At 66.9% G+C, this 24,370-nt stretch carries 18 protein-coding genes and 1 riboswitch; of the genes, 8 read left to right on the forward strand and 10 right to left on the reverse strand.

Features of this window, described 5'->3' with window-relative positions:
- Positions 1 to 111 precede the first annotated feature (111 nt).
- Positions 112 to 2,139, forward strand: a complete 2,028-nt coding sequence (locus PMI15_RS09330; protein ID WP_007867204.1) for a transglutaminaseTgpA domain-containing protein — start codon at positions 112 to 114, stop codon at positions 2,137 to 2,139.
- A 60-nt stretch (positions 2,140 to 2,199) separates the two neighbouring features.
- Entirely contained in the window at positions 2,200 to 3,276 is a 1,077-nt protein-coding gene (mltB, locus tag PMI15_RS09335; protein ID WP_007867207.1) for a lytic murein transglycosylase B, read from the forward strand.
- Between the two features lie 17 nt (positions 3,277 to 3,293).
- Here the strand turns inward: mltB and PMI15_RS09340 are convergent, their stop codons facing one another.
- The 9 genes from PMI15_RS09340 to PMI15_RS09380 all read right to left on the reverse strand — a co-directional run bounded on the left by PMI15_RS09340 (position 3,294) and on the right by PMI15_RS09380 (position 12,521).
- Positions 3,294 to 4,382, reverse strand: coding sequence for a serine hydrolase (locus PMI15_RS09340; RefSeq protein ID WP_007867210.1), 1,089 nt, complete (start codon positions 4,380 to 4,382; stop codon positions 3,294 to 3,296).
- 110 nt (positions 4,383 to 4,492) lie between these two features.
- On the reverse strand, positions 4,493 to 4,891 hold the full coding sequence (locus PMI15_RS09345) for a hypothetical protein (RefSeq protein WP_007867212.1): 399 nt from the start codon (positions 4,889 to 4,891) through the stop codon (positions 4,493 to 4,495).
- Between the two features lie 23 nt (positions 4,892 to 4,914).
- Entirely contained in the window at positions 4,915 to 5,349 is a 435-nt protein-coding gene (locus tag PMI15_RS09350) for a TIGR02594 family protein (RefSeq protein WP_007867215.1), read from the reverse strand.
- Between the two features lie 10 nt (positions 5,350 to 5,359).
- Positions 5,360 to 5,851 carry a GNAT family N-acetyltransferase gene (locus PMI15_RS09355; protein WP_036838253.1) on the reverse strand — a complete coding sequence of 164 codons (492 nt, stop codon included), beginning with the start codon at positions 5,849 to 5,851 and terminating at the stop codon, positions 5,360 to 5,362.
- A gap of 135 nt (positions 5,852 to 5,986) precedes the next feature.
- A complete protein-coding gene (locus PMI15_RS09360; protein ID WP_007867219.1) occupies positions 5,987 to 6,415 on the reverse strand; it encodes a DUF3592 domain-containing protein in 429 nt (142 codons plus the stop codon).
- Between the two features lie 73 nt (positions 6,416 to 6,488).
- Positions 6,489 to 7,307, reverse strand: a complete 819-nt coding sequence (locus PMI15_RS09365; RefSeq protein WP_007867220.1) for a transglutaminase family protein — start codon at positions 7,305 to 7,307, stop codon at positions 6,489 to 6,491.
- 160 nt (positions 7,308 to 7,467) lie between these two features.
- Entirely contained in the window at positions 7,468 to 8,430 is a 963-nt protein-coding gene (locus PMI15_RS09370; RefSeq protein ID WP_007867221.1) for an alpha-E domain-containing protein, read from the reverse strand.
- Between the two features lie 2 nt (positions 8,431 to 8,432).
- Positions 8,433 to 9,938, reverse strand: coding sequence for a circularly permuted type 2 ATP-grasp protein (locus PMI15_RS09375; RefSeq protein WP_007867222.1), 1,506 nt, complete (start codon positions 9,936 to 9,938; stop codon positions 8,433 to 8,435).
- A gap of 90 nt (positions 9,939 to 10,028) precedes the next feature.
- Positions 10,029 to 12,521 carry a DNA internalization-related competence protein ComEC/Rec2 gene (locus tag PMI15_RS09380; protein WP_007867223.1) on the reverse strand — a complete coding sequence of 831 codons (2,493 nt, stop codon included), beginning with the start codon at positions 12,519 to 12,521 and terminating at the stop codon, positions 10,029 to 10,031.
- Between the two features lie 251 nt (positions 12,522 to 12,772).
- Here PMI15_RS09380 and PMI15_RS09385 point away from each other — a divergent pair, with 251 nt between their 5' ends.
- The 3 genes from PMI15_RS09385 (at position 12,773) to PMI15_RS09395 (ending at position 20,245) form a co-directional block, all read left to right on the forward strand.
- A complete protein-coding gene (locus tag PMI15_RS09385) occupies positions 12,773 to 16,375 on the forward strand; it encodes a DUF2126 domain-containing protein (RefSeq protein WP_007867224.1) in 3,603 nt (1,200 codons plus the stop codon).
- Between the two features lie 151 nt (positions 16,376 to 16,526).
- The gene (locus PMI15_RS09390; protein WP_036838255.1) at positions 16,527 to 19,301 is read left to right on the forward strand and encodes a circularly permuted type 2 ATP-grasp protein; all 2,775 of its coding nucleotides are present in this window, start codon (positions 16,527 to 16,529) and stop codon (positions 19,299 to 19,301) included.
- A gap of 8 nt (positions 19,302 to 19,309) precedes the next feature.
- Positions 19,310 to 20,245: a transglutaminase family protein gene (locus tag PMI15_RS09395; protein ID WP_007867228.1), complete on the forward strand. Its 936-nt coding sequence runs from the start codon at positions 19,310 to 19,312 to the stop codon at positions 20,243 to 20,245.
- Here PMI15_RS09395 and PMI15_RS09400 read toward each other — a convergent pair.
- The gene (locus PMI15_RS09400; RefSeq protein WP_007867230.1) at positions 20,232 to 21,167 is read right to left on the reverse strand and encodes a LysR family transcriptional regulator; all 936 of its coding nucleotides are present in this window, start codon (positions 21,165 to 21,167) and stop codon (positions 20,232 to 20,234) included. The genes PMI15_RS09395 and PMI15_RS09400 overlap by 14 nt on opposite strands.
- A gap of 83 nt (positions 21,168 to 21,250) precedes the next feature.
- Here PMI15_RS09400 and PMI15_RS09405 point away from each other — a divergent pair, with 83 nt between their 5' ends.
- From PMI15_RS09405 to PMI15_RS09415, 3 genes are all read left to right on the forward strand, one after another.
- Positions 21,251 to 22,438: a pyridoxal-phosphate dependent enzyme gene (locus PMI15_RS09405; protein WP_007867232.1), complete on the forward strand. Its 1,188-nt coding sequence runs from the start codon at positions 21,251 to 21,253 to the stop codon at positions 22,436 to 22,438.
- A gap of 33 nt (positions 22,439 to 22,471) precedes the next feature.
- Positions 22,472 to 23,440, forward strand: coding sequence for a tripartite tricarboxylate transporter substrate binding protein (locus tag PMI15_RS09410; protein WP_007867233.1), 969 nt, complete (start codon positions 22,472 to 22,474; stop codon positions 23,438 to 23,440).
- 123 nt (positions 23,441 to 23,563) lie between these two features.
- On the forward strand, positions 23,564 to 24,016 hold the full coding sequence (locus PMI15_RS09415) for a RidA family protein (RefSeq protein WP_007867235.1): 453 nt from the start codon (positions 23,564 to 23,566) through the stop codon (positions 24,014 to 24,016).
- A gap of 109 nt (positions 24,017 to 24,125) precedes the next feature.
- Positions 24,126 to 24,282: riboswitch (FMN riboswitch) on the forward strand.
- Positions 24,283 to 24,370: the final 88 nt, after the last annotated feature.

Genomic DNA, 24,370 nt, shown 5'->3' on the forward strand with positions numbered 1-24,370 from the left:
GAAGCAAAAGAAAGTTACTTGCCGCCGGGCAACCCCGGCCAGCAAGCCTCAGCAAAGGGCACAGGCGCGCAAGCCGGGGCAAGACCCGACCGGCGGCCAGCAGGAGAACCCATGCTGAGCCGCCTCCAATCCCTCCCTCGCGACGCCCGCGACACCCTCTTCCTGCTGGCGGTCATCGCCTGGGTGTTGCTGCCGCAGGTCAACGAACTCCCCCTCTGGTGCAGCGCCCTCGCGGGTGCGGTGCTCCTCTGGCGCGGCTGGCTGGCGGTGAAGGCGCGGCCCTTGCCGGGCAAGCGCTGGTTGCTGCTGCTGATGGCCATCACCCTGGCCGCAACCTGGCTCACACATCGCACGCTGCTGGGGCGCGACGCGGGCGTGACGCTGCTGGTGGTGTTGCTGACGCTCAAGACGCTGGAGCTGCGCGCCAAGCGCGATGCCTTTGTGGTGTTCTTCCTCGGCTTCTTCTGCATGCTGAGCAATTTTTTCTATTCGCAGTCCCTGCTGACGGCGCTCAGCATGCTGCTGGGCCTGCTGGGCCTGCTGACCATGCTGGTCAACGCGCACATGCCGGTCGGCAGGCCGCCGCTGTCGCAGGCCGCCAAAACCGCCGGCTGGATGGCCCTGCTGGGCACGCCCATCATGCTGGTGCTGTTCCTGCTGTTCCCGCGGCTGGCGCCCCTGTGGGGTGTGCCCAGCGACACGCCGGCCGGGCGCAGCGGCCTGAGTTCCAGCATGCAGGTCGGCACCATCGCCAGCCTGGCGCTGGACGAAAGCGTGGCCATGCGTCTGAAGTTCGACGGCGCGCCGCCGCGCAAGCAGGACATGTACTTTCGCGGCCCGGTGCTGTCCAGCTTCGACGGGCGCGAATGGCGGCCTTCGCGGCTGAACACCTCCGCGCGCTTCGGCGTGACCGCCGACCTCGCCGTCTCCGGCACGCCGGTCAGTTACGAGGTCACGCTGGAGCCTACCAACCGGCCCTGGCTGTTCGTGATGGAAGCGGCGGCCGAAAGCCCCGCGCTGCCGTCCGGCTTCCAGGGCACCATGCAGCCCGACCTGCAATGGCTGGCGAACCGCCCCGTCAACGACCTGCTGCGCTACAAGGTCCGGAGCTACCCGAGCTTTCAGCATGGCCCGCTGCAAACCGCGCCGGGCCTGCAGGAGTTCATCGACCTGCCGTCCGGCTTCAACCCGCGCACGCGGGCCCTTGCCAGCGAGATACGCAACACGCCCCGCCTGGCGCGCGCCGGCACCGCCGCGCTCGTGGAAGAGGCCATGAACCGCCTGCGCACGGGCGGCTACAGCTACACGCTGGAGCCCGGGGTTTACGGCCAGCACAGCGCCGACGAATTCTGGTTCGACCGCAAGCAGGGCTTTTGTGAACACATCGCCTCGGCCTTTGTCATCCTGATGCGTGCCATGGACGTCCCGGCACGCATCGTCACCGGCTACCAGGGCGGCGAGCTCAATACCGTGGACGGCTTCTGGGTGGTGCGCCAGAGCAGCGCCCATGCCTGGGCCGAAGTCTGGGAAGCCGGCCGCGGCTGGGTGCGTGTGGACCCGACCTCGGTGGTCGCCCCAGGGCGCATAGGCGCGTTCGAGCGGCTGGAGGCGCCGCAAGGCGCGGTCGCGCGGGCTTTGCGCACCTTCAGCCCCACGCTCACGGCCCAGTTGCGCCTTTTTTGGGAAGCCACCAACAACAGCTGGAACCAGTGGGTGCTCAATTACACCCAGGGCAGGCAGCTCAACCTGCTGAAAAACATCGGCTTTGAATCGCCGAGCTGGGAAGACCTCAGCTATATGCTGATCGGCATCCTCGTGGCGGCCGCGCTGCTGGGCGCCGGCTGGAGCTGGTGGGACCGCAGCCAGCACGACCCCTGGGTGCGCTTGCTCATGCGCGCGCGCCACCGGCTGGACAAGGCCGGCATCCCCAGCACGCCGGCCACCTCGCCGCGCCAGCTCGCCGAGGAAGTGCTGGCCCGCTACGGCCAGCAGCCGGGCAGTGCCGCGCAGGCCTTGGCCGACTGGCTGCTGCGCCTGGAGCAGCAGCGCTACGCCGCCGCGCCGGCCGGTGCGGACAAGGCGGCGCCGCAGCTGCAGGCGCTCAGGCAAGAGTTCAGCCGGCTGAGCTGGCCTGCTTAAAATCGGGACTGGCTCCGCCGCCCCTTCGCGCCTCCCCCACCTCATCCCACCACCCCGCTCATGCCCTTTTACCGTTCCGGGTTCGCCCTTTTCCTGATCGCTGCGCTGGCCAGTTCCGCCTGGGCCGGCGACGAAAAATCGTTACGGAAAAAAGTGGCCGCGCCGGCGCAAACCCAGGGGCCGCTGTATTCGACGCGTCCCGAGGCCATGCAGTTCGCCGACGACATGGCCGCGCGCCGCGACCTGGACCCGGACTGGGTGCGCGACGCCATAGGCCAGTCGCGCTACAACGCCACCGTCGTGCGCTTGATGCAGCCGCCCACCAGAACCTTTGTCAAGAACTGGCGCGTCTACAGGAGCCGCTTCATAGACCCGGTGCGCATAGAGGCCGGCCGGCGCTTCTGGCTGGAGAACCAGGCAACGCTGGAGCGCGCCGAAAAGGAGTACGGCGTGCCCGCCGAAATCATCGTCGGCATCATCGGCGTGGAGACCATTTACGGCCGCGACACCGGCAACTTTCGCGTGATGGACGCGCTCACCACGCTGGCCTTTGATTTCCCTCCCAACCACCCGCGCGCCAAAGAGCGCAGCGAATTCTTCAAAGGCGAGATCGAGCAGTTCCTGACCCTGCAAAGCCGGCGCGAAGCCAGCCCTTTCGACGCGCGCGGCAGCTTTGCCGGTGCCATGGGCATGCCGCAGTTCATGCCTTCGAGCTGGATCAAGTACGCCGTGGACTTCGACGGCGACGGAACGGTGGACCTCTGGAACAGCAAGGCCGACGTGATCGGCTCTGTCGCGAGTTATTTCAAGGCCTTCAACTGGCAGCCCGGCATGCCCACGCATTACCCAGTGAGCTTTGACAAAAGCCGCCTCGACATGGAGGCGTTGATGGCGCCCGACATCCTGCCGACTTTCAGCGTGGCCAGCTTCACCGAGAAGGGCGCGGTGCTTGAAGGCCCCGCGCTGCAACACCCGGGCCCGCTGGCCCTGGTCGAACTGCTCAACGGCCAGGACGCGCCGCAGTACGTGGCCGGTACCGAGAATTTTTACGCCATCACGCGCTACAACTGGAGCAGCTACTACGCGATGGCGGTGATTGAGCTGGGGCGGGAAGTGGCGGCGCGGGTCAGGCAGTAGGCTGAGGAACCGGCCGCCTAAGGGCAGGGCGCCCCCGCCAGCGTTCTGGCCGCCGTCAAAAAATCACCGGGCACAACCCAGCTGACGTTCCAATTCCCCGCAACGGGGACCTGGCGCTTGTGGGCAATCACCATCTGGCGCTTGGGCACGACAAGAATGTACTGGCCATGCACGCCCCACGCCATATAGGCGCCCTGGAGCGGGGAATCCGACGGCTCTTCCAGCACCCACCACAGGTAGCCGTAGCCAAAGTGGCGCCTGGCCGTTCGGGGCGGATGCATCTCCACGGCGGGGGTCACGGCAGCAGTAGTCTCGGCAACCCAGCGCTGCGGAATGAGTGCCCGGCCGCGCCAGTTGCCTTGCTGAAGCATCAGATAGCCCAGGCGCGCCATGTCCCTGGTGGAAAGAAAAAAGTGGTAGGCGGCGTGCTCCGCCTTCGTGAGGTCGCCGCTGCGGCGATGGCGCTCCAGGTGAAAGTCCTCCAGTTGCAAAGGGGCGGCGAGCTCATCGGCAAATGCACGGTAGATGCTCTTCCCCGTAAGCGATTCAAACACCGTGCCGGCGGCGTTGAAATCCCAGTTGTTGTAGAGAAAGTAGGCGCCGGGCACTTGCGAGCCCCGCGCCGGAGCGAACGCGAGATCGTCGCCGCCGTTGGCGGCCGGATGGTACACACCGGAACGCGCCGTCAGCAAATGCCTGAGCCTGGCCTGCCGTTCAATGGGCAGGAGCCCGCCTACATCGTCGATACCAAGATCGGCCAGGGATTTCTCGAGATCAATCGTTCCGTCCGCCACATATTTGCCGTAAAGCATGGACAGGATACTTTTGCGGGCCGAGAACAAAATGCTGACGAGGTCGGTCGGGCCATAGCTGAACAACACCCGCCCCTGCTGCACCACCATCAGCGACGTTGTGTCCAGGGTCTGCAGGTAGCCGCGTGCCCGGTCGAGCTGGGCATGGCATTCGGGGCTCAGTGCCGAGGAGGAAATTGTTTCCCATGACTTTCCGGGGTAAACCGGAGCCTCCCCCGCCGGCGCCTGGGCTACCGCCGCCGACGGTAACAGCAATGAGGCGCAAAGGAAAAGTGGGACGAGGTAATTCAGCATTTTTTTAAGACAAACGATAGCCGTGATAGTGCTGGAACGGGGCGTGGCGGCGTGGGTGAAGCCGCGATGACAACGACGATCGCCGGCATCGAGAGGCTTCCGGCCTTTAGTCAAGTCTCATCTATCGGTACACGCAACCAGTAGCACTCGCCGACACCCGCAATATCACGAACGGCAAAGCCCTTTCTTTCGAGGACTCGGCGCAGCTTGAGATTCGGCGTCGCGCAATGAACCGCATGGACTCGCCACTCCACGAATGAAAGGCCCTCTCGCCTCGCAAAACGGCTCGCCAGGGCCGCCAGGCTGGGCAAGGCTCCCTCGCCGCCCCCATCAATATGTGCCAGCTCCATCAAGAGCGCATCGCCCTGAATCTTGAATTTTCCGAGCATGTTGGCGCTGCCGGCCTTGAATACCAGCGCTTCGTCGCGAAGCACAATGGCCTGTAGCTCCTCGGTCGGCAAGTCCAGCACCTCATCGACCGTATAGCCCTCGAGCAGAATTTGTGACATGGCGTACTCCTATTGACCGGGCATCACACCGTCCTGTTGCGAGAGGACTGCCCCTGCGACGGCCAACGGTACCCCAGCACCGCCGCCAGCGGATAAAAATGCTCGCGCACTTCATCCAGCTGGTTACCGCCCCACAAATACACATATTCCGCATCCGTGCGAACAAAAAACCCGACATGGCCCTTCCATCCGCCAGGGTCTTCGCGCGACAGGACTGCGATGCAGCCGGGCACAGGCGCAGCCAGCGGCTCGCCCCATTCCAGCCAGGACCGTGCCAGTGCCGACCCGGTACCGGGAATACCGACCTGGTCCAAAACCCAGTTCACGAACGACGAGCACCAGGAGGCCTTGTCGTCATAACCGCGGATATTGGTGAGCGCGTGGTATTCGGTGACCTGTGGATTACTCTGGCCCGGGGGAAATGTGCGGACGCCGGCTTCGGCGCGGGCGACCGGCATCCAGGGAGGCTCAGGCCGCATCCGTGAGCCCCGACGGGGAGAGTACAAGCGCCAGGAACTTGGTGCCGGGAACGGGATTGAACGCAACAGGCGCCGCCGGCAGAAAACCCAGCGATTCGTAAATTCGCTGCGCGGCGGTGAACTCGGGCAGCACATCCAGGCAGACGCGCGAATAGCCCGCGACACGTGCCTCGGCAAGTATGCTTTCGACGAGGCGCCGACCCAGGTTCTCGCCTCTCGCATTCGGCCGCACATAGACGCGCTTCATCTCGCAGGTGTTTGCATCAACGCGGCGAAGCGCCGCGCATCCAACGACGGCCTGCCCCTTCCACGCGAGGAGCAGTCGGCCCTCGGGCGCGGCGTACTTTCCCGGCAAAGCGGCGAATTCCACCTCGTAGTCCTGAAAGCCCAGGTCCACGCTGGGGCTGGCGATGTATTCCCGGAAGATGGAGACAACCTGCGCAAGGTCGTCGGGGAAATTTGCGGGTCGGATATCGGTCATGGTGGCGGCGTCGTTCATGTTGCAAGGATAAACGGGACGGTCAGCAACTGACAGGACCGCATTTTGCAGGATAGGTCCATGTGATTTGAAGTTTGGGCTCAGCGGCCGGCGAAGGCGGTCCGACAGAACGAGGGACTAGAAGGCACCCGCCAGGAGCATTGACCGAACGATGACAAACATTACCAAGCACCCCACACCGCCCATGAACAGGAGAACAAAGGATACGAACCAGAGTTCCACCCGCGTTCCAATCTTCGCGGAGACCTTCCCCTCAGCCTCCCTGACCCGGACCGGAACGGTTTCGCCAACGTGCGGCGGCGCATTTGGCGATCCCGTGACGGCACTGCGCAACTCAACACTCTGCCCATTTGAAAGCCTGAGCTGAACACGGTAATAACGCCTGTTCCTTCCGTGCATGCGGTACCGCCACTCGCTGATAACCCGGCCATTCACGGAATAGGACGCGCGGAGGAACGCGGCCTGCTTAGCCGCTACGACAACACCAGCCAGGAGGACAAGGGCCGCTGCCAGGCTCAGGACAACCGCAACCGCCGCTGCGTACATGCTCGCTCCTCCAAGGTAATGTATGCCGCAAAACCTGCGACATCACCCGGTATTCGCCATCAGGCCGAGCGTTTCACACCGGCTCAATCGTAATCTCCACCGTCATGGACTCTTCCCCGCCGCCCTGGCGCACGCCCTTGATGGGCGGGCAGGCGTTGTAGTCGGTGCCCATGGCCAGGCGCACGTGGCGCTCGTCGATGAGGCAGTGATGGGTCACGTCTATGCTGGCCCAGCGGCGCGTGGCGACGTCCAGGCAGACGTCGCACCAGGCGTGGCTGGCCAGGTCGGGCTCGTTGGCGGCGTAGAAATAGCCGCTGACATAACGCGCCGGGTAGCCCAGGCTGCGGCAGATGGCGACCATCACGTGGGCCTGGTCCTGGCAAACGCCCGCGCCGGACTTGAAGGCCTCCAGCGCGGTGGTGGTGACGCTGGTGCTGTTCTTGCGGTAGCTCACCGCGTCGGCCACGCCCCGGCTCAGGGCCAGCAGGGACGGCAGGCTGGCCGTGCCGTCCAGGCTTTGCGGGATAAAGCGCCGGCCGAACTCCGCAAGTTCAAAGTGCGGTTCCGCCAGGTGGGTTGCGCGAAGAAAGAAATAGGGGTGCGGCAGGGTTTGCGCATCGTTGAACTCGGCCACGCCAAAAGTTTCGACATCACCGGCCGCATTGACCAGGCTCCAGCGCACGTTGTCGGCATTCTTTCCGACAAAGGTGTAGGCGCTGATGGTGTTGCCGAAGGCGTCGCGCTGGGTGAACAGCTTTTCGGGCGCGCCCAGGCTCCAGTAGTTCACTGTCTGCGCCGGGCCGGACTGCGGCGTGAGCCACAGCGTTTGCAGCGCGTAGCGCAGCGGCTCGGTGTAGCGGTAGTCGGTGATGTGCCGGACGTGCAGTTTCATGCTCGAGCAAATACTGAATCGGACGCATCGCGGCCGCGCTGCAGCGTCGCCGAGAGAGAGGTTTTCGCCAGCAGGGGCCGCGGAACCGGCTTTGCCGGGCCGCAGGCGCAGCGCCCCCTGAGGGGGCAGAGAGCTACGCGCAGCGAGCGAACGTGGGGGCTCAATGTGTCGCCGGCACAAGAAACTCGCGGCTGATGTGCGCGCCTATCTCGTTGACGCGGTCCAGGAACTGGGTCAGGAAGGCGTGCAGGCCGGTGGCGAGAATCTCGTCGATGCGGGCGTACTGCAGATCAGCGCGCAGCTTGCCGGCGCGGCGCTGGGTTTCGCTGGCCGTGTCGCTGGTCACCATGGCGAGGTTGCCCATGAGTTCGTTGAGGCAGGCCAGCAGCGAACGCGGCATGTCGGGCCGCAGGATCAGCAGCTCGGCCACGCGCTCGGGCTTGATGACATCGCGATACACCTTGCGGTAGACCTCGAAGCCGGAGACGCTGCGCAGGATCGCGCTCCAGTGGTAGAAGTCGTACTCCTGGTCCTTCTCGCCGTCGCTGCCCAGGAAGTCGTTTTGCACCGCGTGGAACTTCACGTCCACCAGGCGGGCGGTGTTGTCGGCGCGCTCCAGGAAGGTACCCAGGCGCAGGAAGTGGAAAGCCTCGTCCTGCAGCATGGTGCCGGCCGTGACGCCGCGCGAGAGGTGCGAGCGGAACTTGACCCATTCAAAGAACTGGCCGGGGTCGCGCTCGAAGTCGCCGTTGCGCAGCATGCGGATCACTTCGAGGTAGGTCTGGTTCTGGGTTTCCCAGACTTCGGTGGTCAGGGTGCCGCGCACGGCGCGCGCGTTCTCGCGGGCGTTCTTCAGGCAGGAAACGATGCTCGAGGAGTTCTGCTCGTCGCGCACCATGAAGTCCATGACTTCGCGCGGGTTGATGCTGTCGCCGTATTTGGCGGCATAAGAGGGCTTGAGCTCGCTGATGCTGAGCAGGCTTTGCCAGCCACCCTGCACCACGGCGGCCGATTGCGGCAGCAGCGAGGTCTGGTAGTTGACGTCCAGCATCCGGGCTGTGTTTTCGGCGCGTTCCGTATAACGCGACATCCAGAAAAGGTGATCGGCAGTACGAGACAACATGATTATTTTCCTCCCACTTGGACTTGGGTCTGCGACTGCGATTGCGACTGGAACGCCACCGGTGATGACGGGCCTTCCAGGATCCAGGTGTCCTTGGTGCCGCCGCCCTGCGAGGAGTTGACCACCAGCGAGCCGTCTTTGAGCGCCACGCGCGTGAGGCCGCCGGGCACCATCTGCACTTCCTTGCCGCTCAGCACAAAAGGCCGCAGGTCGATGTGGCGCGGCGCGATGCCGCTTTCGACATAGGTCGGGCAGGTGGAAAGGCTCAGCGTGGGCTGGGCGATGTAACCGGAGGGGTTGGCCAGCAAGGCGGCGCGGAACTCCTCGATCTCGGCCTTGGTGGCGGCCGGACCGACCAGCATGCCGTAGCCGCCGGCGCCGTGCACTTCCTTGACGACCAGGTCCTTGAGGTTGGCCAGGGTGTACTGCAGGTCCTCGTTGTTGCGGCACATATAGGTGGGCACGTTCTTGAGGATGGGTTTTTCGCCGAGGTAGAACTCGATCATCTTGGGCACATAGGGGTAGATGGACTTGTCGTCGGCCACGCCCGTGCCTATGGCATTGCACAGCGAGACATTGCCGCTGCGGTAGACGTTGAGCAGGCCCGCGCAGCCCAGCGTGGAATTGGGGCGGAAGGCCAGAGGGTCCAGGAAGTCGTCGTCGACGCGGCGGTAGATCACGTCGACGCGGCGCGGGCCGCGCGTGGTGCGCATGTAGACGAAGTTGTCCTTGACGAAGAGATCCTGGCCTTCGACCAGTTCCACGCCCATCTGCTGCGCGAGGAAGGCGTGCTCAAAGTAGGCCGAGTTGTACATGCCGGGCGTGAGCACCACCACCGTGGGCTCGGCCGTGGCGGGCGGCGCCATGGCGCGCAGGGTTTCCAGCAGCAGGTCGGGGTAGTGGGCGACGGGGGCCACGCGGTTTTCGCTGAAGAGCTCGGGGAACAGCCGCATCATCATCTTGCGGTCTTCCAGCATGTAGCTCACGCCGCTGGGCACGCGCAGGTTGTCTTCGAGCACGTAGTACTCGCCCTCGCCCTGGGCATTGGGCGCGCGCACGATGTCGATGCCGCTGATGTGCGAATAGATGTTGCCGGGAACGTCCACCCCCATCATCTCGGGGCGGAACTGCGCGTTCTGGAAGATCTGCTCGGACGGGATGACACCGGCCTTGATGATCTCCTGGCCGTGGTAAACGTCGTGGATGAAGCGGTTCAGCGCCGTGACGCGCTGGACCAGGCCTTTTTCCATGCTGGCCCACTCGTGCGCGGGAATGATGCGGGGGATCAGGTCAAAGGGGATCAGGCGTTCGGTGCCGGCGCCGTCCTCGTCCTTGGCGCCGTAGACGGCGAAAGTGATGCCGACGCGGCGGAAAATCATCTCGGCTTCGGCTCGGCGCGCCTCCATCACGTCGGCCGGCTGTTTCGCCAGCCAGCGCTGGTAGCCCTGGTAGTGTTCACGGACGCTGGATTCCGTGGCATTCATTTCATCAAACATCGGTCGGCTCATTGGCTTGATCTCCAGCAAGTTATGCGCAGGGCACTGTTTTGATATAGCTTAGCAAGTTATGCGCCAAGGCGGCGCTGCCCTGCCCTATTTTTAACGCCCGGGTACATGATGCCAGTAGCGTTTGCCCTCTTCCCGCTGGCAGCGCAGGGCATCAGGATATTGGCTGCTCCATGTCGCCGCCCCGCATGTCGCGGATTTGACAAGCTTGATGCCGCGCGCCTCGTAGCGCGCCACCACCGGCACGGCCGGGTGACCGAAGCGGTTGCGGTAACCCGCCTGTGCCATGGCCCATTGCGGCTGGACGGCGTCCAGGAATACCGCGCTTGAGGATGTCTTGCTGCCGTGGTGGGGCACGAGCAGGAAATCGGCTTTGAGCCGATCCGGTTCGCCGGCGGCCAGGGCCGTTTCCTGCGGCGCTTCGATGTCGCCCACCAGCAGGGCCGTGCGGCTGCCGTTGGAGATGCGCAGCACGCAGCTCATGGCATTGGGCTTGGCCACCGTGCCGTAGGCCGCGGCGGCCGGGTGCAACAGCTCGAATTGCACACCGTCCCATTCCCAGCGCTGGCCGCCCGTGCAGCGTTCGGCCTTGCGCAGGGCCTGCAGCGGGTGCGCGTCCTCGATCGAACTGAGCAGCCGTGCCCCGGGCTGCATGGCCAGCACCGCGGCCGCCCCGCCTATGTGGTCGGTGTCGCGGTGGCTGATCGTCAGGACGTCCAGCCGCTCGCCGAGCGCGCGCAGCAGCGGCACCAGCACGCGGTGGCCGGCATCGCTTTCGCGCGAAAAGCGCGGCCCCGCGTCGTAGAGCAGGCTATGGCCCGCGGTGCGCACCAGCACCGCATTGCCCTGGCCGATGTCGGCCGCCAGCAGCTCAAACTGCCCGGGCGCGACCCGCAGGGGCTGCCACAGCAGCACGGGCAGCAGCAGCGGAACGCCCAGCATCCGCCAATGCCAGGGCAGTCGCGTGGCCAGCAAGCCGCCGCCCGCCACACCGGCGACGGCGCACCACAGCGGCGCCGCGGCTACGCTGACGGACGCCAGCGGCCAGCTCGCCAGCCATTGCAGGAACAGCGCCAACACGCTGACGCAGGCGGCAGTCGCAGCCCAGGCCGGCGCCCACAGCGCGCCCAGCAGGGCCAGCGGCGTGATCAGCAAGGTCACGACGGGAATCGCCACGGCATTGGCCAGCAGGCCCACCAGCGAGACCTGGTTGAACAGCAGCAGCGACAAGGGCGTGAGCGCGAGCGTCACCACCCATTGCTCCCGCGCCACGCGGGCCAGGCCGGCCAGCCAGCGCGGCCCATGCCGCCTCCATCCGCCTTGCGAAACCGGCTCCTGCATGCCATGGTCAGGACGCACACCGGAACCCGTTGCAAACAACACCCCGACCGCCACAAAAGACAGCCAGAAACCGGCCTGCATCAAGGCCCAGGGGTCCACGGCCACCACCACGGCCATGGCCAGCAGCCAGCTCTGCGCCCAGGGCCATTGCCGGCCGCCCTGGCGCAGCAGGATCACGGTGGCCAGCATCAAGAGGGTGCGCTGCGCGGGCACGCCCCAGCCTGAAAACAGCGCATACAGGGCAGCCAGCAGCAAGCCGCCCATCGCGCCGGCACCTGCAGCCGGCAGCACCAGGCACAACCTGGGCGTGAGAAGCGCGGAGCGGCGCCAGAGGCCGCCGACCAGCAGCGAGGCGGCCCAGGCGAACATTGTTATGTGCAGCCCGGAAATGCTCATCAGGTGGGCCACGCCCGTGGCGCGAAAGACGTCCCAGTCGGCGCGTTCGATGGCGTTCTGGTCGCCCACCACCAGCGCGGCAATGATGCCGGCCCATTGGCGGTTCTCCACACGCGCGAAAATTTTCTCGCGCACCGCCTGCCGGGCCTGCTCGATGGGGTGTTGCCAGCCGCTGGAGAGTTTTTCGGGCGGCGCGTCATACGCGCCGGCCCGCACATAGCCGGTGGCCTGTATGCCCTGCTCCCACAGCCACAGCTCATAGTCAAAACCGTGCGGGTTGCTGTTGCCGTGCGGCGCCTTGAGCCGCACCGTCATGCGCCAGCGCTCGCCGGCGCGCAAGGGCTGCGGCTGGCGCTGCAGGGCCAGCGCCGCCTCGAAGGGGTCTGCATCCTGCATGCTCTGGACAGGGCCTCGCGCCTCCCGCCCGGCAAAGCCCGAATACCAGCCCAGCAGGATGCGCGGCGGCAAGGCCACCTTGCGGCCGTCCAGGCGCGCGGATTCCACATCGAGGCGAAAACGCAGGCCGTCCTCACCGGGCTGCGGCATGGCCGGTACGCTGCCGGTCACCTCGATGTCGCGGCCTTCCAGGGCCGGGTCCAGCGCGGCGGACTGGAAAATACCGGCCCGCCAGCCGGTGGAGCCAAAACCCAGCAGCGCCGCCAGGCCCAACGCCAGCAGGGCCCTGCTCCAGGATGGTTTGGCTTGATGGCGCGCCAGGCGCCCCGACAAAGCCGACAGGCAGGCCAACCCGGCACACAGGGCATAGCCTTGCCACGGCCACAGCGCGGGCTGCTGCAATTGCAGGGCCACGCCCGCGATAAAACCGGCCAGGGCGAGCCCCGGGCTCATGGCGCGCGCCGTGACACGATGATGAATACAGTTGGCCCCAAAGCCGCCTCCCCTGCTTTTTTTGCTTTTTTACGAAACTGTTTAACGGGAAGGCGAAGCAGGAAGCCGACAAAGCGCCATGCAAACTCCGCATGGCGCAGCTCTTGCTTTCAGAAATACCGTCAAATCCGGGTAAGCTGTTCACACTGTGTTTTGAAGACCGCATGATGTGGCGGTCCCCGCGCCCAGTTATTTTTTTAAGCGAGGTTGCCTTGTCCATCCACGTTGCCCTGAGCCACATCACCCATTACAAGTACGACCGCCTGGTGCGGCTGGGCCCCCAGGTGGTCCGCCTGCGGCCCGCGCCGCACAGCCGCACCCAGGTGCTGTCCTATTCCCTCAAGGTCGAACCCGCCGGGCATTTCATCAACTGGCAGCAGGATCCCTTCGCCAACTACCAGGCTCGCCTCGTGTTTCCCGAGCCGACGCGCGAATTCAAGGTCACGGTGGACCTGGTCGTGGAAATGGCGGTGTTCAACCCCTTTGACTTCTTCCTGGAGCCGGCCGCCGAGGAATTCCCCTTCAGCTACAACGCGCTGCAGGCCCGGGAACTGGCGCCCTACCTGGCCACCCAACCGGCCACGCCGCTGTTCAAGCGCTACCTCGAAAAAATCGACCGCACGCCCAAACGCACCATCGATTTCCTGGTGGGCCTGAACCAGAGCCTGCAGTCGGACATCAAATATTCGATCCGCATGGAGCCGGGTGTGCAGACGCCCGAGGAGACCTTGCGCCTGGCCTGCGGCTCCTGCCGCGACACCGGCTGGCTGCTGGTGCAACTGCTGCGCCACATGGGCCTGGCCGCGCGTTTTGTCTCGGGCTACCTGATACAGCTCAAGGCCGACGTCAAGTCGATAGACGGCCCCAGCGGCGCCGAAGCCGACTTCACCGACCTGCACGCCTGGTGCGAGGTGTTTTTGCCGGGTGCCGGCTGGGTGGGCCTGGACCCGACCTCGGGCCTGATGGCCGGCGAAGGCCACATCCCGCTGGCCTGCACGCCCGAGCCCTCGAGCGCCGCGCCTGTCGAAGGCGGCGTCGACAAATCCGAGGTCGAGTTCGAGCACCACATGGCGGTGCAGCGCATTTACGAGTCGCCGCGCGTGACCAAGCCCTATACCGAGGAGCAATGGCAGGAGGTGCTGGCGCTGGGCGAGAAGGTCGACCAGGACCTGGCGGCCGGCGACGTGCGCCTGACCATGGGCGGTGAACCGACCTTTGTGGCCACCACAGACCGCGACGCGGCCGAATGGAACATCGCCGCGCTGGGCCCGACCAAACGCGGGTATGCGACCGAACTCGTGCAAAAACTGCGCGCCGAATACGGCGAAGGCGGTTTCCTGCATTTCGGCCAGGGCAAGTGGTACCCGGGCGAGCAGCTGCCGCGCTGGGCGCTGAGCATTTTCTGGCGCAAGGACGGCCAGCCGATCTGGCAGAACCCGGCCCTGTTCGCCGACGAGCGCCAGCCCTGCAACTACACCAGCGCCGACGCGCAGCGTTTTATACAGACGCTGGCAGGCAAGCTGGGCCTGGCCACGACCTACATCACGCCGGGCTATGAAGACACCTGGTACTACCTCTGGCGCGAACGCCGGCTACCGGTCAATGTCGACCCCTTTGATTCGCGGCTGGACGACGCCATGGAGCGCGACCGCCTGCGCCGCGTGTTTATGCAGGGCCTGGATTCGGTGGTGGGCTATGTGCTGCCGCTGCAGACCAAGGAGCAGCTCAAGCAGAGAAACTTCGGCGCCTCGCCCGCGCTGGCCGGCCCGAAATGGACCACGGGCCCCTGGTTCTTCCGCGACGAGCGCATGTACCTGATGCCGGGCGATTCACCCATGGGCTACCGCCTGCCGCTGGATTCCGTGCCCTGGGTGTCCAAGACCGACTACCCCTACATGATCGAATCCGACCCCTTCGCGCCGCGGCAAGAGCTGCCGGATGCCTCGGCGCTGGCGGCCCGCTACAACGGCAGCTTCAGCGATGCCCGCGGCGCCACAGCGGCAAGCCCTTCCTCGGGCGGCAGCGCCAGTTCGCTGGCGCAGTACATGGCGCGTTACCTGAGCGGCAACACCGCGCTGTCGCAGGCCAGCCGCATCCTGCAGTTCCGCCCTACGGGCAACAACGGCAGCGAGGGCGCGGGCGGCCAGCCGGCCGGCGCATCACCCGATGCAGCCACACCCGCCGACGACCGCGCGCCCAAGCCCTTTGAGTCCGCCGCCTGGCTGACGCGCACCGCGCTGTGCGTGGAAGTGCGCGACCCGCAGCGCGCCAACGGCCCCAGGGACAAACCCAAGGCCGACCCCGAGAGCCAGGCCAACAAATCGGGCCGCGGCGAAGTGGGCGCGATCTACGTCTTCATGCCCCCCATGGAGCGCCTCGAGGACTACCTGGACCTGCTGGCCGCGGTGGAAGCCACGGCCCAGGCGCTGGGCGTGAGCATCGTGCTCGAGGGCTACCCGCCGCCGCGCGACCCGCGCCTGAAGATGCTGCAGGTCACGCCCGACCCCGGCGTCATCGAGGTCAACATCCACCCGGCCTACAACTGGGGCGAACTGGTGGCGCACACCGAGTTCCTCTACAAGATCGCGCACGAGACGCGCCTGTCGGCCGAGAAGTTCATGACCGACGGCCGTCACACCGGCACCGGCGGCGGCAACCACTTTGTGCTGGGCGGCGCCACGCCGGCCGACAGCCCCTTCCTGCGCAAACCCGAGGTGCTGGGCAGCCTGATCGCCTACTGGCACAACCACCCCTCGCTGAGCTACCTGTTCTCCGGCATGTTCATAGGCCCGACCAGCCAGGCGCCGCGTGTGGACGAAGCCCGCAACGACCAGCTCTACGAGCTCGAGATCGCGCTGCGCGAGATCGAGAACAACCGCAAGAAATACGGCGCCGACATGCCGCCCTGGCTGGTGGACCGCACCTTGCGCAACATCCTGGTCGACGTGACCGGCAACACCCACCGCAGCGAGTTCTGCATCGACAAGATGTACTCGCCCGACTCCGCTACCGGGCGCCTGGGCCTGCTGGAGCTGCGCGCCTTTGAAATGCCGCCGCATGCGCGCATGAGCATCGCCCAGCAGCTGCTGCTGCGCGCGCTGGTGGCGCGCTTCTGGAACAAGCCCTACCACGGCCGCGTCACGCGCTGGGGCACTGAGCTGCACGACCGCTTCCTGCTGCCCGGCTTTGTGCGCATGGACTTCGAGGACGTGCTGACCGAGCTGCGCGAAGCCGGCTATGCCTTTGACATGGGCTGGTTCGAGCCGCATTTCGAGTTCCGTTTCCCGCTGATAGGCCAGGTCAAGAGCAACAGCATCGAGCTGACGCTGCGCAGCGCGCTGGAGCCCTGGCATGTGATGGGCGAGGAAGGCTCGGCCGGCGGCACCGTGCGCTACGTTGATTCCTCGCTGGAGCGCATCGAGGTGCACGTCACAGGCCTGAACGACAACCGCTACGTCGTCACCGTCAACGGCCGGGCCCTGCCGCTGCAAAGCACGGGCCGCGTCGGGGAATACGTGGCGGGCGTGCGCTACAAGGCCTGGAACCCGCCTTCGGCCCTGCACCCGTCGATAGGCGTGCATGCGCCGCTGACCTTCGACATCGTCGACACCTGGATGGAGCGTTCGCTGGGCGGCTGCCAGTACCATGTGGCGCACCCGGGCGGGCGCAACTACGACACGCTGCCGGTCAATTCGTATGAGGCCGAAAGCCGCCGCCTCACGCGCTTTTTCCGCATGGGCCACACGCCCGGCAAGATGCGCGTGGCGCCGGCGCAGCCCAGCCGGGAGTTCCCGTTCACGCTGGACCTGCGCTGAGGGCTACCGATGGGCGCCCTCCCCGGCGCCCATCGGGCTGTCTTATGGCTGCAACAATTGCATGCGCAAGCGGTATAAATCGTCCATTTGGCGGGAAAGCCGCCCCTGATTGAGGCTTTGCGCCTGCGGGCCGCAGGCATACTTGCAGCACGTGGAAAATAACACCCAGTCACTTTTTGCCGCCCAGGCGCTCGAATCCCCCTGCGCCCTGGCCGCCGCGCTGGCGCCGCATGCGGCAGCCGGCCATTTCGACGAATTGCGGGGCCGTGTCTCCGAAGGCCCCGCGCCCGTGGAAACGGCCGCGCCCGCCCAGCCCGCGCTGCGCGCGGCCGGCAGCACCGCTGAAACCGCCGCGCCCCCGCCCGAAACCCGCGCCAGCGACGACAGCCTGTCGCCCGACTGGACGCGCTTTTTCAACTTCCTGGGCGCCGACGGCTTTTACGACCTGAACCACCGCACCGCCAACCTGCGCCGACAGATTCGCGACAACGGCGTGACCTACAACGTCTACGCCGACGCCAACGGCCCGCAGCGCCCCTGGGCGCTGGACCTCTTCCCCATGATGGTCTCGGCCGGCGACTGGGCCCAGATCGAGACCGGCATCCAGCAGCGCGCCCGCCTGCTGGACCGTGTCATGGCCGACATCTACGGCCCGCAGGAGCTGCTCTCCAAAGGCCTCTTGCCCAGCGCGCTGGTGCATGCCCATCCCGGCTACCTGCGCGGCATGCAGGGCGTGCAGCCGGCCGGCGGCACCTATTTGCACATCGCCGCCTTCGACATCGCCCACGGCCCGGACGGCCGCTGGTCGGTGGTGTCGCAGCGCACGCAGGCGCCCTCGGGCCTGGGCTACCTGTTGGAAAACCGGCTGACGATTTCGCTGCTGTTCCCCGAGGCCTTCCGCGAAATGAAGGTCGAGCGCCTGGCCGCCTCGTACAAGGCGCTGGTCGACGGCCTCAAGGCCATGAGCCCGGCCGACGGCAGCGAGGAAAGCCGCGTGGTGCTGCTGACCCCCGGGCCTTACAACGAAACCTATTTCGAGCACGCCTACCTCGCGCGCTTCCTGGGCCTGACGCTGGTCGAGGGCAGCGACCTGCTGGTGCGCGACGACAAGCTCTACCTGAAAACCCTGCGCGGCCTGGAGCCGGTGCACGGTCTGCTCAAGCGCCTGGACGACGAATTCCTGGACCCGCTGGAGCTGCGCTCGGACTCCACGCTGGGCGTGCCCGGCCTGCTGCAGGTGATACGCGCCGGCAATGTGCTGGTGGTCAACACGCCGGGCTCGGCCTTTCTTGAATCGAGCGCGCTGCTGGGCTTCCTGCCCGCGCTGTCGGAACACCTGCTGGGCGAAACCCTGGCCCTGCCCTCGCTGGCCACCTGGTGGTGCGGCGAGCAGGCGGTGCTGCAGGATGTGCTGGGCCAGCTCAAGAACTGCGTGATCAAGCCGACCTACCCGGGCTCGGGCATGGAGTCGGTGATGGGCCACACGCTGTCGCGCCGCGCGCTGGACGAATGGGCCGGCCGCATCGTGCGCCGCGGCGAGGACTACACGGTGCAGGCCTATTTGCCGCTGCCGCAGACCCCGACCTGGCAAGGCGAGCGGATTTCCCCGCGCTCGGCCATGCTGCGCGTGTTTGCCGTGGCCGACGGCAAGGGCTCCTGGCAGGTGCTGCCCGGCGGGCTGGCACGGCTGGCCGGCAAGAACGAGAACATGTCCTCCATGCAGCACGGCGGCAGCAGCGCCGACGTCTGGGTGCTGGGCGATGCGTCCGCGGCCAAGGCGGCAGTCCCGCGTGCCGAGCAGCCCTCGCCAGCCTGGGCCACCGCCCCGCTGCGCCACCGCCCGCCGGTCACCAGCCGCGCGGCCGAAAACCTTTTCTGGCTGGGCCGCTACACCGAGCGCGCCGAGAATTCCACGCGCCTGGCGCAGATCACCTTGCAATGCCTGGGCGGCGAAGACCAGACCTCGCAGCCGCTGCTGGCCTGGCTCAGCAGCATGGCCGTCGGCAATGCGCTGGTGCTGGACACCGTGCCGCCGGCCACGCAGGCGCGCCGCGTGTTTGAACGCGCGCTGATCGCCAACCTGGCCGACACCGAGCAAGCCGCCAGCGTGGGCTTCAACCTGCGCGCGCTCAAGAGCGCGGCCTCGGCCGTGCGCGAACGCCTGTCACAGGAACAGTGGCACATGATCGTGCGCACCGAGGCCGATTTTTTCCAGCGCTGCGCGGTGTTCAGCAGCGTGGGCCAAAGCCAGTCGCAAAGCCAGGGCGGGCAAGGCCAGAGTCAGTACCTGCTTGAATACTCCTCCGTCGAGGCGCTGCGCGCGCTCGAATCGGCCAGCGGCTTTCTCTCGGCCATGACGGGCGCGCAGACCGACCGCATGACGCGCGACGACGGTTGGCGCCTGCTCAGCGTGGGCCGCCTCATCGAGCGGCTCAACACCCTGGCCGGTGCGCTGGCGCGCGGTTTTGAAACCGGCTCGGTGTTCGAGGAAGGCGGCTTCAACGCCATGGTGGCGCTGTTCGACAGCACCATCACCTTCCACGCGCAATACCAGCAGCGCCGCGACATCCCGGCCCTGCTCGATCTGCTGGTGCTGGACCGCGACAACCCGCGCTCCCTGGGCTGGGTGGTGCAGACCCTGCGCGGGCGCCTGGCCAAGCTGGCCGGCAGCGCGCCGGGCGACATGCCCGAGCTCGCGATGGAACTGCCCGACCCCGGCAGCTGGGTGCTGGCCGATTTGTGCGCGGGCATGCAAGCCGGTGATGGTGATCAAGGTGATGAAGGCGATGAGGATTGCCGGCAGCATGACGGCCGCCTGGTGCAGATGCTGGAGCAGTGCTGCGACGCCGCGCTGGACCTGTCGGACACCCTGAGCCGCCGCTACTTCAGCCACGCGGCATCCGGCAGCCAGAGCCTGGGTGCCTGAGCCATTCCATGCTGCTGCACGTCGTCCACGAAACCCGCTACCGCTATGCGCCGGCGGTGGAGAACGCCCACCATGTGGTGCACCTCAAACCCGCCAGCCGCAACGGCCAGAGCCTGCTGAGCTACGCGCTGCGCGTCGATCCGGCGCCCGTGCAATTGCGCGAGACCGTGGACGTCTACGGCAACACGCGCAGCTATTTTTCGCTGCAGGCCGCGCATGAAAGCCTGACCGTGGTGGCCGACAGCGTGGTGGCCACCACGGCCCTCAACCCGCTGCAGTCCGAAAGCGCCCTCTCCGCCGGCGGCGCGGTGGCGCAGCCCTGGGAGCAGGTGCGCGAGCAGTTCCGCTACCGCGCCGGCGCAGCCTACGACAGCGCCTCCGAATTCCTGTTTGCCTCGCCCTATGTGCCGCGGGACGAGGCTTTCGTCGAATTCGCGCGACCCAGCTTCCTGCCCGGCCGGCCGCTGCCCGAGGCGGCGCGCGACCTGATGGAACGCATCCACGACACCATGACTTACGAGAGCGAAAGCACCGAGGTCAACACGCCGGCGCTCGAGGCGCTCAGGCAGGGTAAGGGCGTGTGCCAGGACTTCGCCCACATCATGGTGGCCTGCTGCCGCGCCATGGGCCTGCCGGCGCGTTATGTCAGCGGCTACCTGCTGACCAGCCCGCCGCCAGGCCAGCCGCGCCTGGTCGGCAGCGACGCCTCGCATGCCTGGGCCTCGGTCTACTGCCCGGGCCTGGGCATCTGGCTGGACTTCGACCCGACCAACAACCGCGCGCCGGGCGAAGACTATGTCACGCTGGCCACGGGACGCGACTTCCTCGATGTCTCGCCCATGCGCGGCGTGATACGCGGCGGGGCACAGCACATCCTGGACGTGGCGGTGACGGTGGAGCCCCTGGCCGAGACCGAGGCCCAGTCCCTGGCTACCGGGGACTGAGCGCCTCCCCGAGCAACGAGCCCTCGGGCAGGCTGCCCACCAGGCGGCGCCTGCACAGGCCCACAAACTCCTGCGCCGCGCCCGACTGCGCCTGCTTCGGTTTAAAAGCCAGCAAGGCGCGGAACCACACCTCGGCCGCCAGCGGCACACTGCGCAGGCCCAGCGCCAGGTATTCGCGCGCCACCAGCGGATTCGTCACGGCCAGACCGGCGCCGGCCAGCACCAGCGCGCATTGCGTCGCGCTGTAAGGCGTTTCAATCACAAAACGCGGCTGCACGCCGGCCTGCGCCAGCGCCGCCTCCAGGCGCCGCTGCGCCGGGTCGGACGCCGACAGGCCTACCAGCGGCACCTCCTGCAAATCCTGCGGCTGCAGCACCTGCCTGCGCGCCAGCGGATGGGCGGCCGGCATGATGCAGACGGCGGGCGCCTGGTAGAACAGCGAGGACACCAGGCCGCTGGTGTCGGCCTCGTCGCCCAGGAAAGCCAGGTCCACCGCGCCCTGAAACAGCGCCTCGCGCAACACCTTGGAGCTGTCGACCAAAAGCAGGCAGCGCGTGCGCGGGTAGCTGCGCTGGAACTCGGCCAGCGCCCAGGGCATGACGCTGGCGGCCATGGCGTGCAGCGAGCCGATTCGCAGCACCGTGTCTTCATGCGACTGCAGTGCCACGATTTTTCGCTGCACGGCCTCCAGGCCTTCGTAGACCCGTTCGACCTCTTCCATCAGCGCATGGGCTTCGGGCGTGGGCGTGAGCTTGCCCTTGGGCCGGTCAAACAGCTTGAGGCCGGCGCGCGCCTCCAGCTGCTGCAACAGCTGCGTGACCGCCGGCTGGCTCACATGCAGGGCCGCGGCCGCGCGGTTGGCCGTGCCCAGCCGCATGACCATGCGGAACACCTCGATCTGGCGCGCGCTTGCTTCGGCCATGGCCGTCTCCTTATAAGTTTTACTTATTCTAAATCGTCAACAAAGCGTGCACGGCAGGCCCGGGCCTTTCTACCATTGGCCGCATGAATTCCCTTGTTTCCGAATCCCCTGCGGCACCCCCTGCCGTGACCCGCAACCGGCGGCTGTCCTCGCTGCGCTGCATCCACTGCGCCCGCGAATACCCCTTGCAGGACCTGCCCGCCGGCTGCCCGCACTGCGCCGCGGCCGGCACGCCCGCGAGCCTGGAGGCGGTGTATGCCGAACTGCCAAAAACCCTCAAAACTGCCAGCACGGGTTATAAGTGGGGCGCCTGGCTGCCTTACAGCCGGGGCGTGTCCCTGGGCGAAGGCGGCACGCCCTGCCTGGACCTGCCGCGCCTGGCGCGCGCCTTGGGCTTGCGCCAGCTTTCGGCCAAGCACGAAGGCCTGAACCCCACGGGCTCGCACAAGGACCGCATGTCAGCCCAGGCCGTCAGCCGGGCGCTGGATGTGGGCGCGCAAACCGTGGTGCTGGCCTCCAGCGGCAACGCGGCGGTGTCGGCCGCGGCCTATTGCGCGGCCGCCGGCCTGGCCTGCGAAGTCGCCACCTACCACGACATGCCGGAGCCCTTCGCGCGCGCGCTGCACCGCCTGGGCGCCAAACGCCTGATGTTCGAGCGCGGCTTCGGCCGCTGGGAACACCTGCGCAATCGCGTCGAGCGGGATGGCGCCTTCGCGCTGACCAATTACAGCGTGCCCGCCGTCGGCAGCCCGGCCTTCGGCGTCGAAGGCTACCGCGCGGTGGCGCTCGAATGTGTGGCCGACGGCTGCGTCCCCGACCATGTACTGGTGCCCACGGCGCGCGGCGACCTGCTCTGGGGTGTTTACAGCGGCCTGCGCGACCTGCTGCAAGCCGGGCTGATCGCGCGCATGCCGCGCCTCTGGGCGGTCGAGCCCTTTCCCCGCCTGGCCCGTGTGCTGGGCGGCGAGCCGCTGCAGTCCGACTTCGCCGGCCAGACCGCGCAGTTTTCCACCGGCGGCAGTACCGTCACGCTGCAACAGGCACTGGCCGTTCAGCGCTCGGGCGGCGGCGCGGTGGTGGTGGACGATGCCGGCGCCGCCGAAGGCAGCGCCCGGCTGGCCGCGCAAGGCCTGTGGGTGGAGCTGTGCGCGGGCGCCTGCCTCGGCGCGCTCGCGCAGCTGCGCGCGCGCGGCGAGATCGCGCCTTCCGAACACGCCCTGCTGGTGCTGACCGCCAAAGGCGACCGCGACACCTTTGACACTTTTTCCTGACCCCCTGAACCGATACCTGTAAAGGATTTCCCCATGAAGACCCGATTGCTCACCACCTTGCTGCTGGCCGGCGCCAGCCTGATCAGCACCGCCGCCCAGGCGGCCTACCCCGACAAACCCCTGCGCCTCATCGTGCCCTGGGCACCCGGCGGCAGCACGGATGCGATTGCGCGCGCCGTCGCGCAGCGCATGGGCGAGACCATGGGCCAGAGCGTGGTGGTGGACAACCGCTCCGGCGCCTCGGGCCGCATAGGCACCGAGGCAGCGGCCAAGGCCGCGCCCGACGGCTACACCTTCGCCATCGTCGAGCTGCCGCATGCGATCGCGCCGGCCGTGTTCAACAAGATGCCTTATGACCTGCTGCGCGACTTCACGCCGATCTCGATGGTCGGCACCTCGCCGCTGATGCTGTTTGCCAGCGGCGGGCCCTACAAGAATGGCGACATCAAGGGTTTCCTCAAACACTACCGCGCCAGCAAGGTGCCGCTGGCGCTGGCCAACAGCGGCAACGGCTCCATCAGCCATCTCTCCAGCGAGCTGTTCGCCACGGCCGCCGGGATCAAGGTCAATGCGATTCCCTATCGCGGCTCGGCGCCCGCGCTCACCGACGTCGCGGCCGGCCAGGTGGATGCCCATTTCGCGACGCTGGCCAGCGCCAGCGCGCTGCTGGGCGCGGGAAAAATCTCGGCCCTGATGGTGACGGGCAACGCCCGTGTCGCCTCGCTGCCCGAGGTGCCCACCGCGCGCGAAGCCGGCATGGACGGCATGCAGTTCAACCAGTGGTGGGCCCTGGTGGCGCCGGCCACCACGCCCATCGACATCGTCGAGCGGCTGCGCAGCGAAGCCGTCGCGGCGCTGGCCCACCCGTCGACGCGCGAGCGGCTCACCACGCTGGGCATAGACCTGAAGGGCTCAAGCCGCGACGAGCTGCGCGCCTTTATGCGCAGCGAGGTGGACCGCTGGGGCGCGGTGGTGCGCAAGGCCGGCATCAAGCCCGAATAAGCGGGTACGCCGGCTGGAGCTGCATCACTTCCTTTCATGCCGCTACAGGTCGGGGCGCGGACGGGCCCGTCCTACAATTCCCCGAACCGCCCGCCGGGGCCTGTCTTCAACCAAAGGAACACCATGAGCGCCTACGACAAGCTGAAAGCACTGAACATCACCCTGCCCGCCGTGGCAACGCCCGTTGCGGCCTATCTGCCTTTCGTGCAGACCGGCAACCTGGTGTTCCTGAGCGGCCATATCGCCAAGAAGGACGGCAAGCCCCTGGTCGGCCAGCTGGGCAAAAACATGACCACCGAAGAAGGCAAGGCCGCCGCGCGCTCAGTCGCCATCGACCTGATGGGCACGCTGGAAGCCGCCGTCGGCCTGGGCAAGGTCAAACGCATCGTCAAGCTCATGAGCCTGGTCAACTCGACCGGCGACTACACCGAGCAGCACCTGGTGACCAACGGCGCCAGCGAACTGTTCGGCGAGATCTTCGGCGACGCCGGCAAGCATGCGCGCAGCGCGTTTGGCGTGGCGCAAGTCCCCATGGGCGCCTGCGTCGAGATCGACCTGGTTGCGGAAGTCGAGTAATCCCCCGCCGCGGCGAGCACCCGCAACCATTGTGGGGCCGGCAAAACGGGGGCAAGCACCGGCTCACGCAAGCCCTTAAACTCATGAAGCCCCGGCCATCTTGCCGGGGCAGCGTTCTCAGGGCGGGGTGAAATTCCCCACCGGCGGTGTTTGCAGGCAACTGCATCAGCCCGCGAGCGCCCGCGCCTCTTCACCGAGGCGCGGGGTCAGCAGATTTGGTTCAACTCCAAAGCCGACGGTCACAGTCCGGATGAAAGAGAGCGCGATCCAAACGGCTGTGCCGTGGGCGCCTGCGCGCCCAGGGCTGGCCGCAGGCTCGTGCGCCCTGATTCTGGTAACACCTAGCAGAGGCCA

It is taken from the genome of Polaromonas sp. CF318, from assembly GCF_000282655.1.
Taxonomy (GTDB): domain Bacteria; phylum Pseudomonadota; class Gammaproteobacteria; order Burkholderiales; family Burkholderiaceae_C; genus Polaromonas.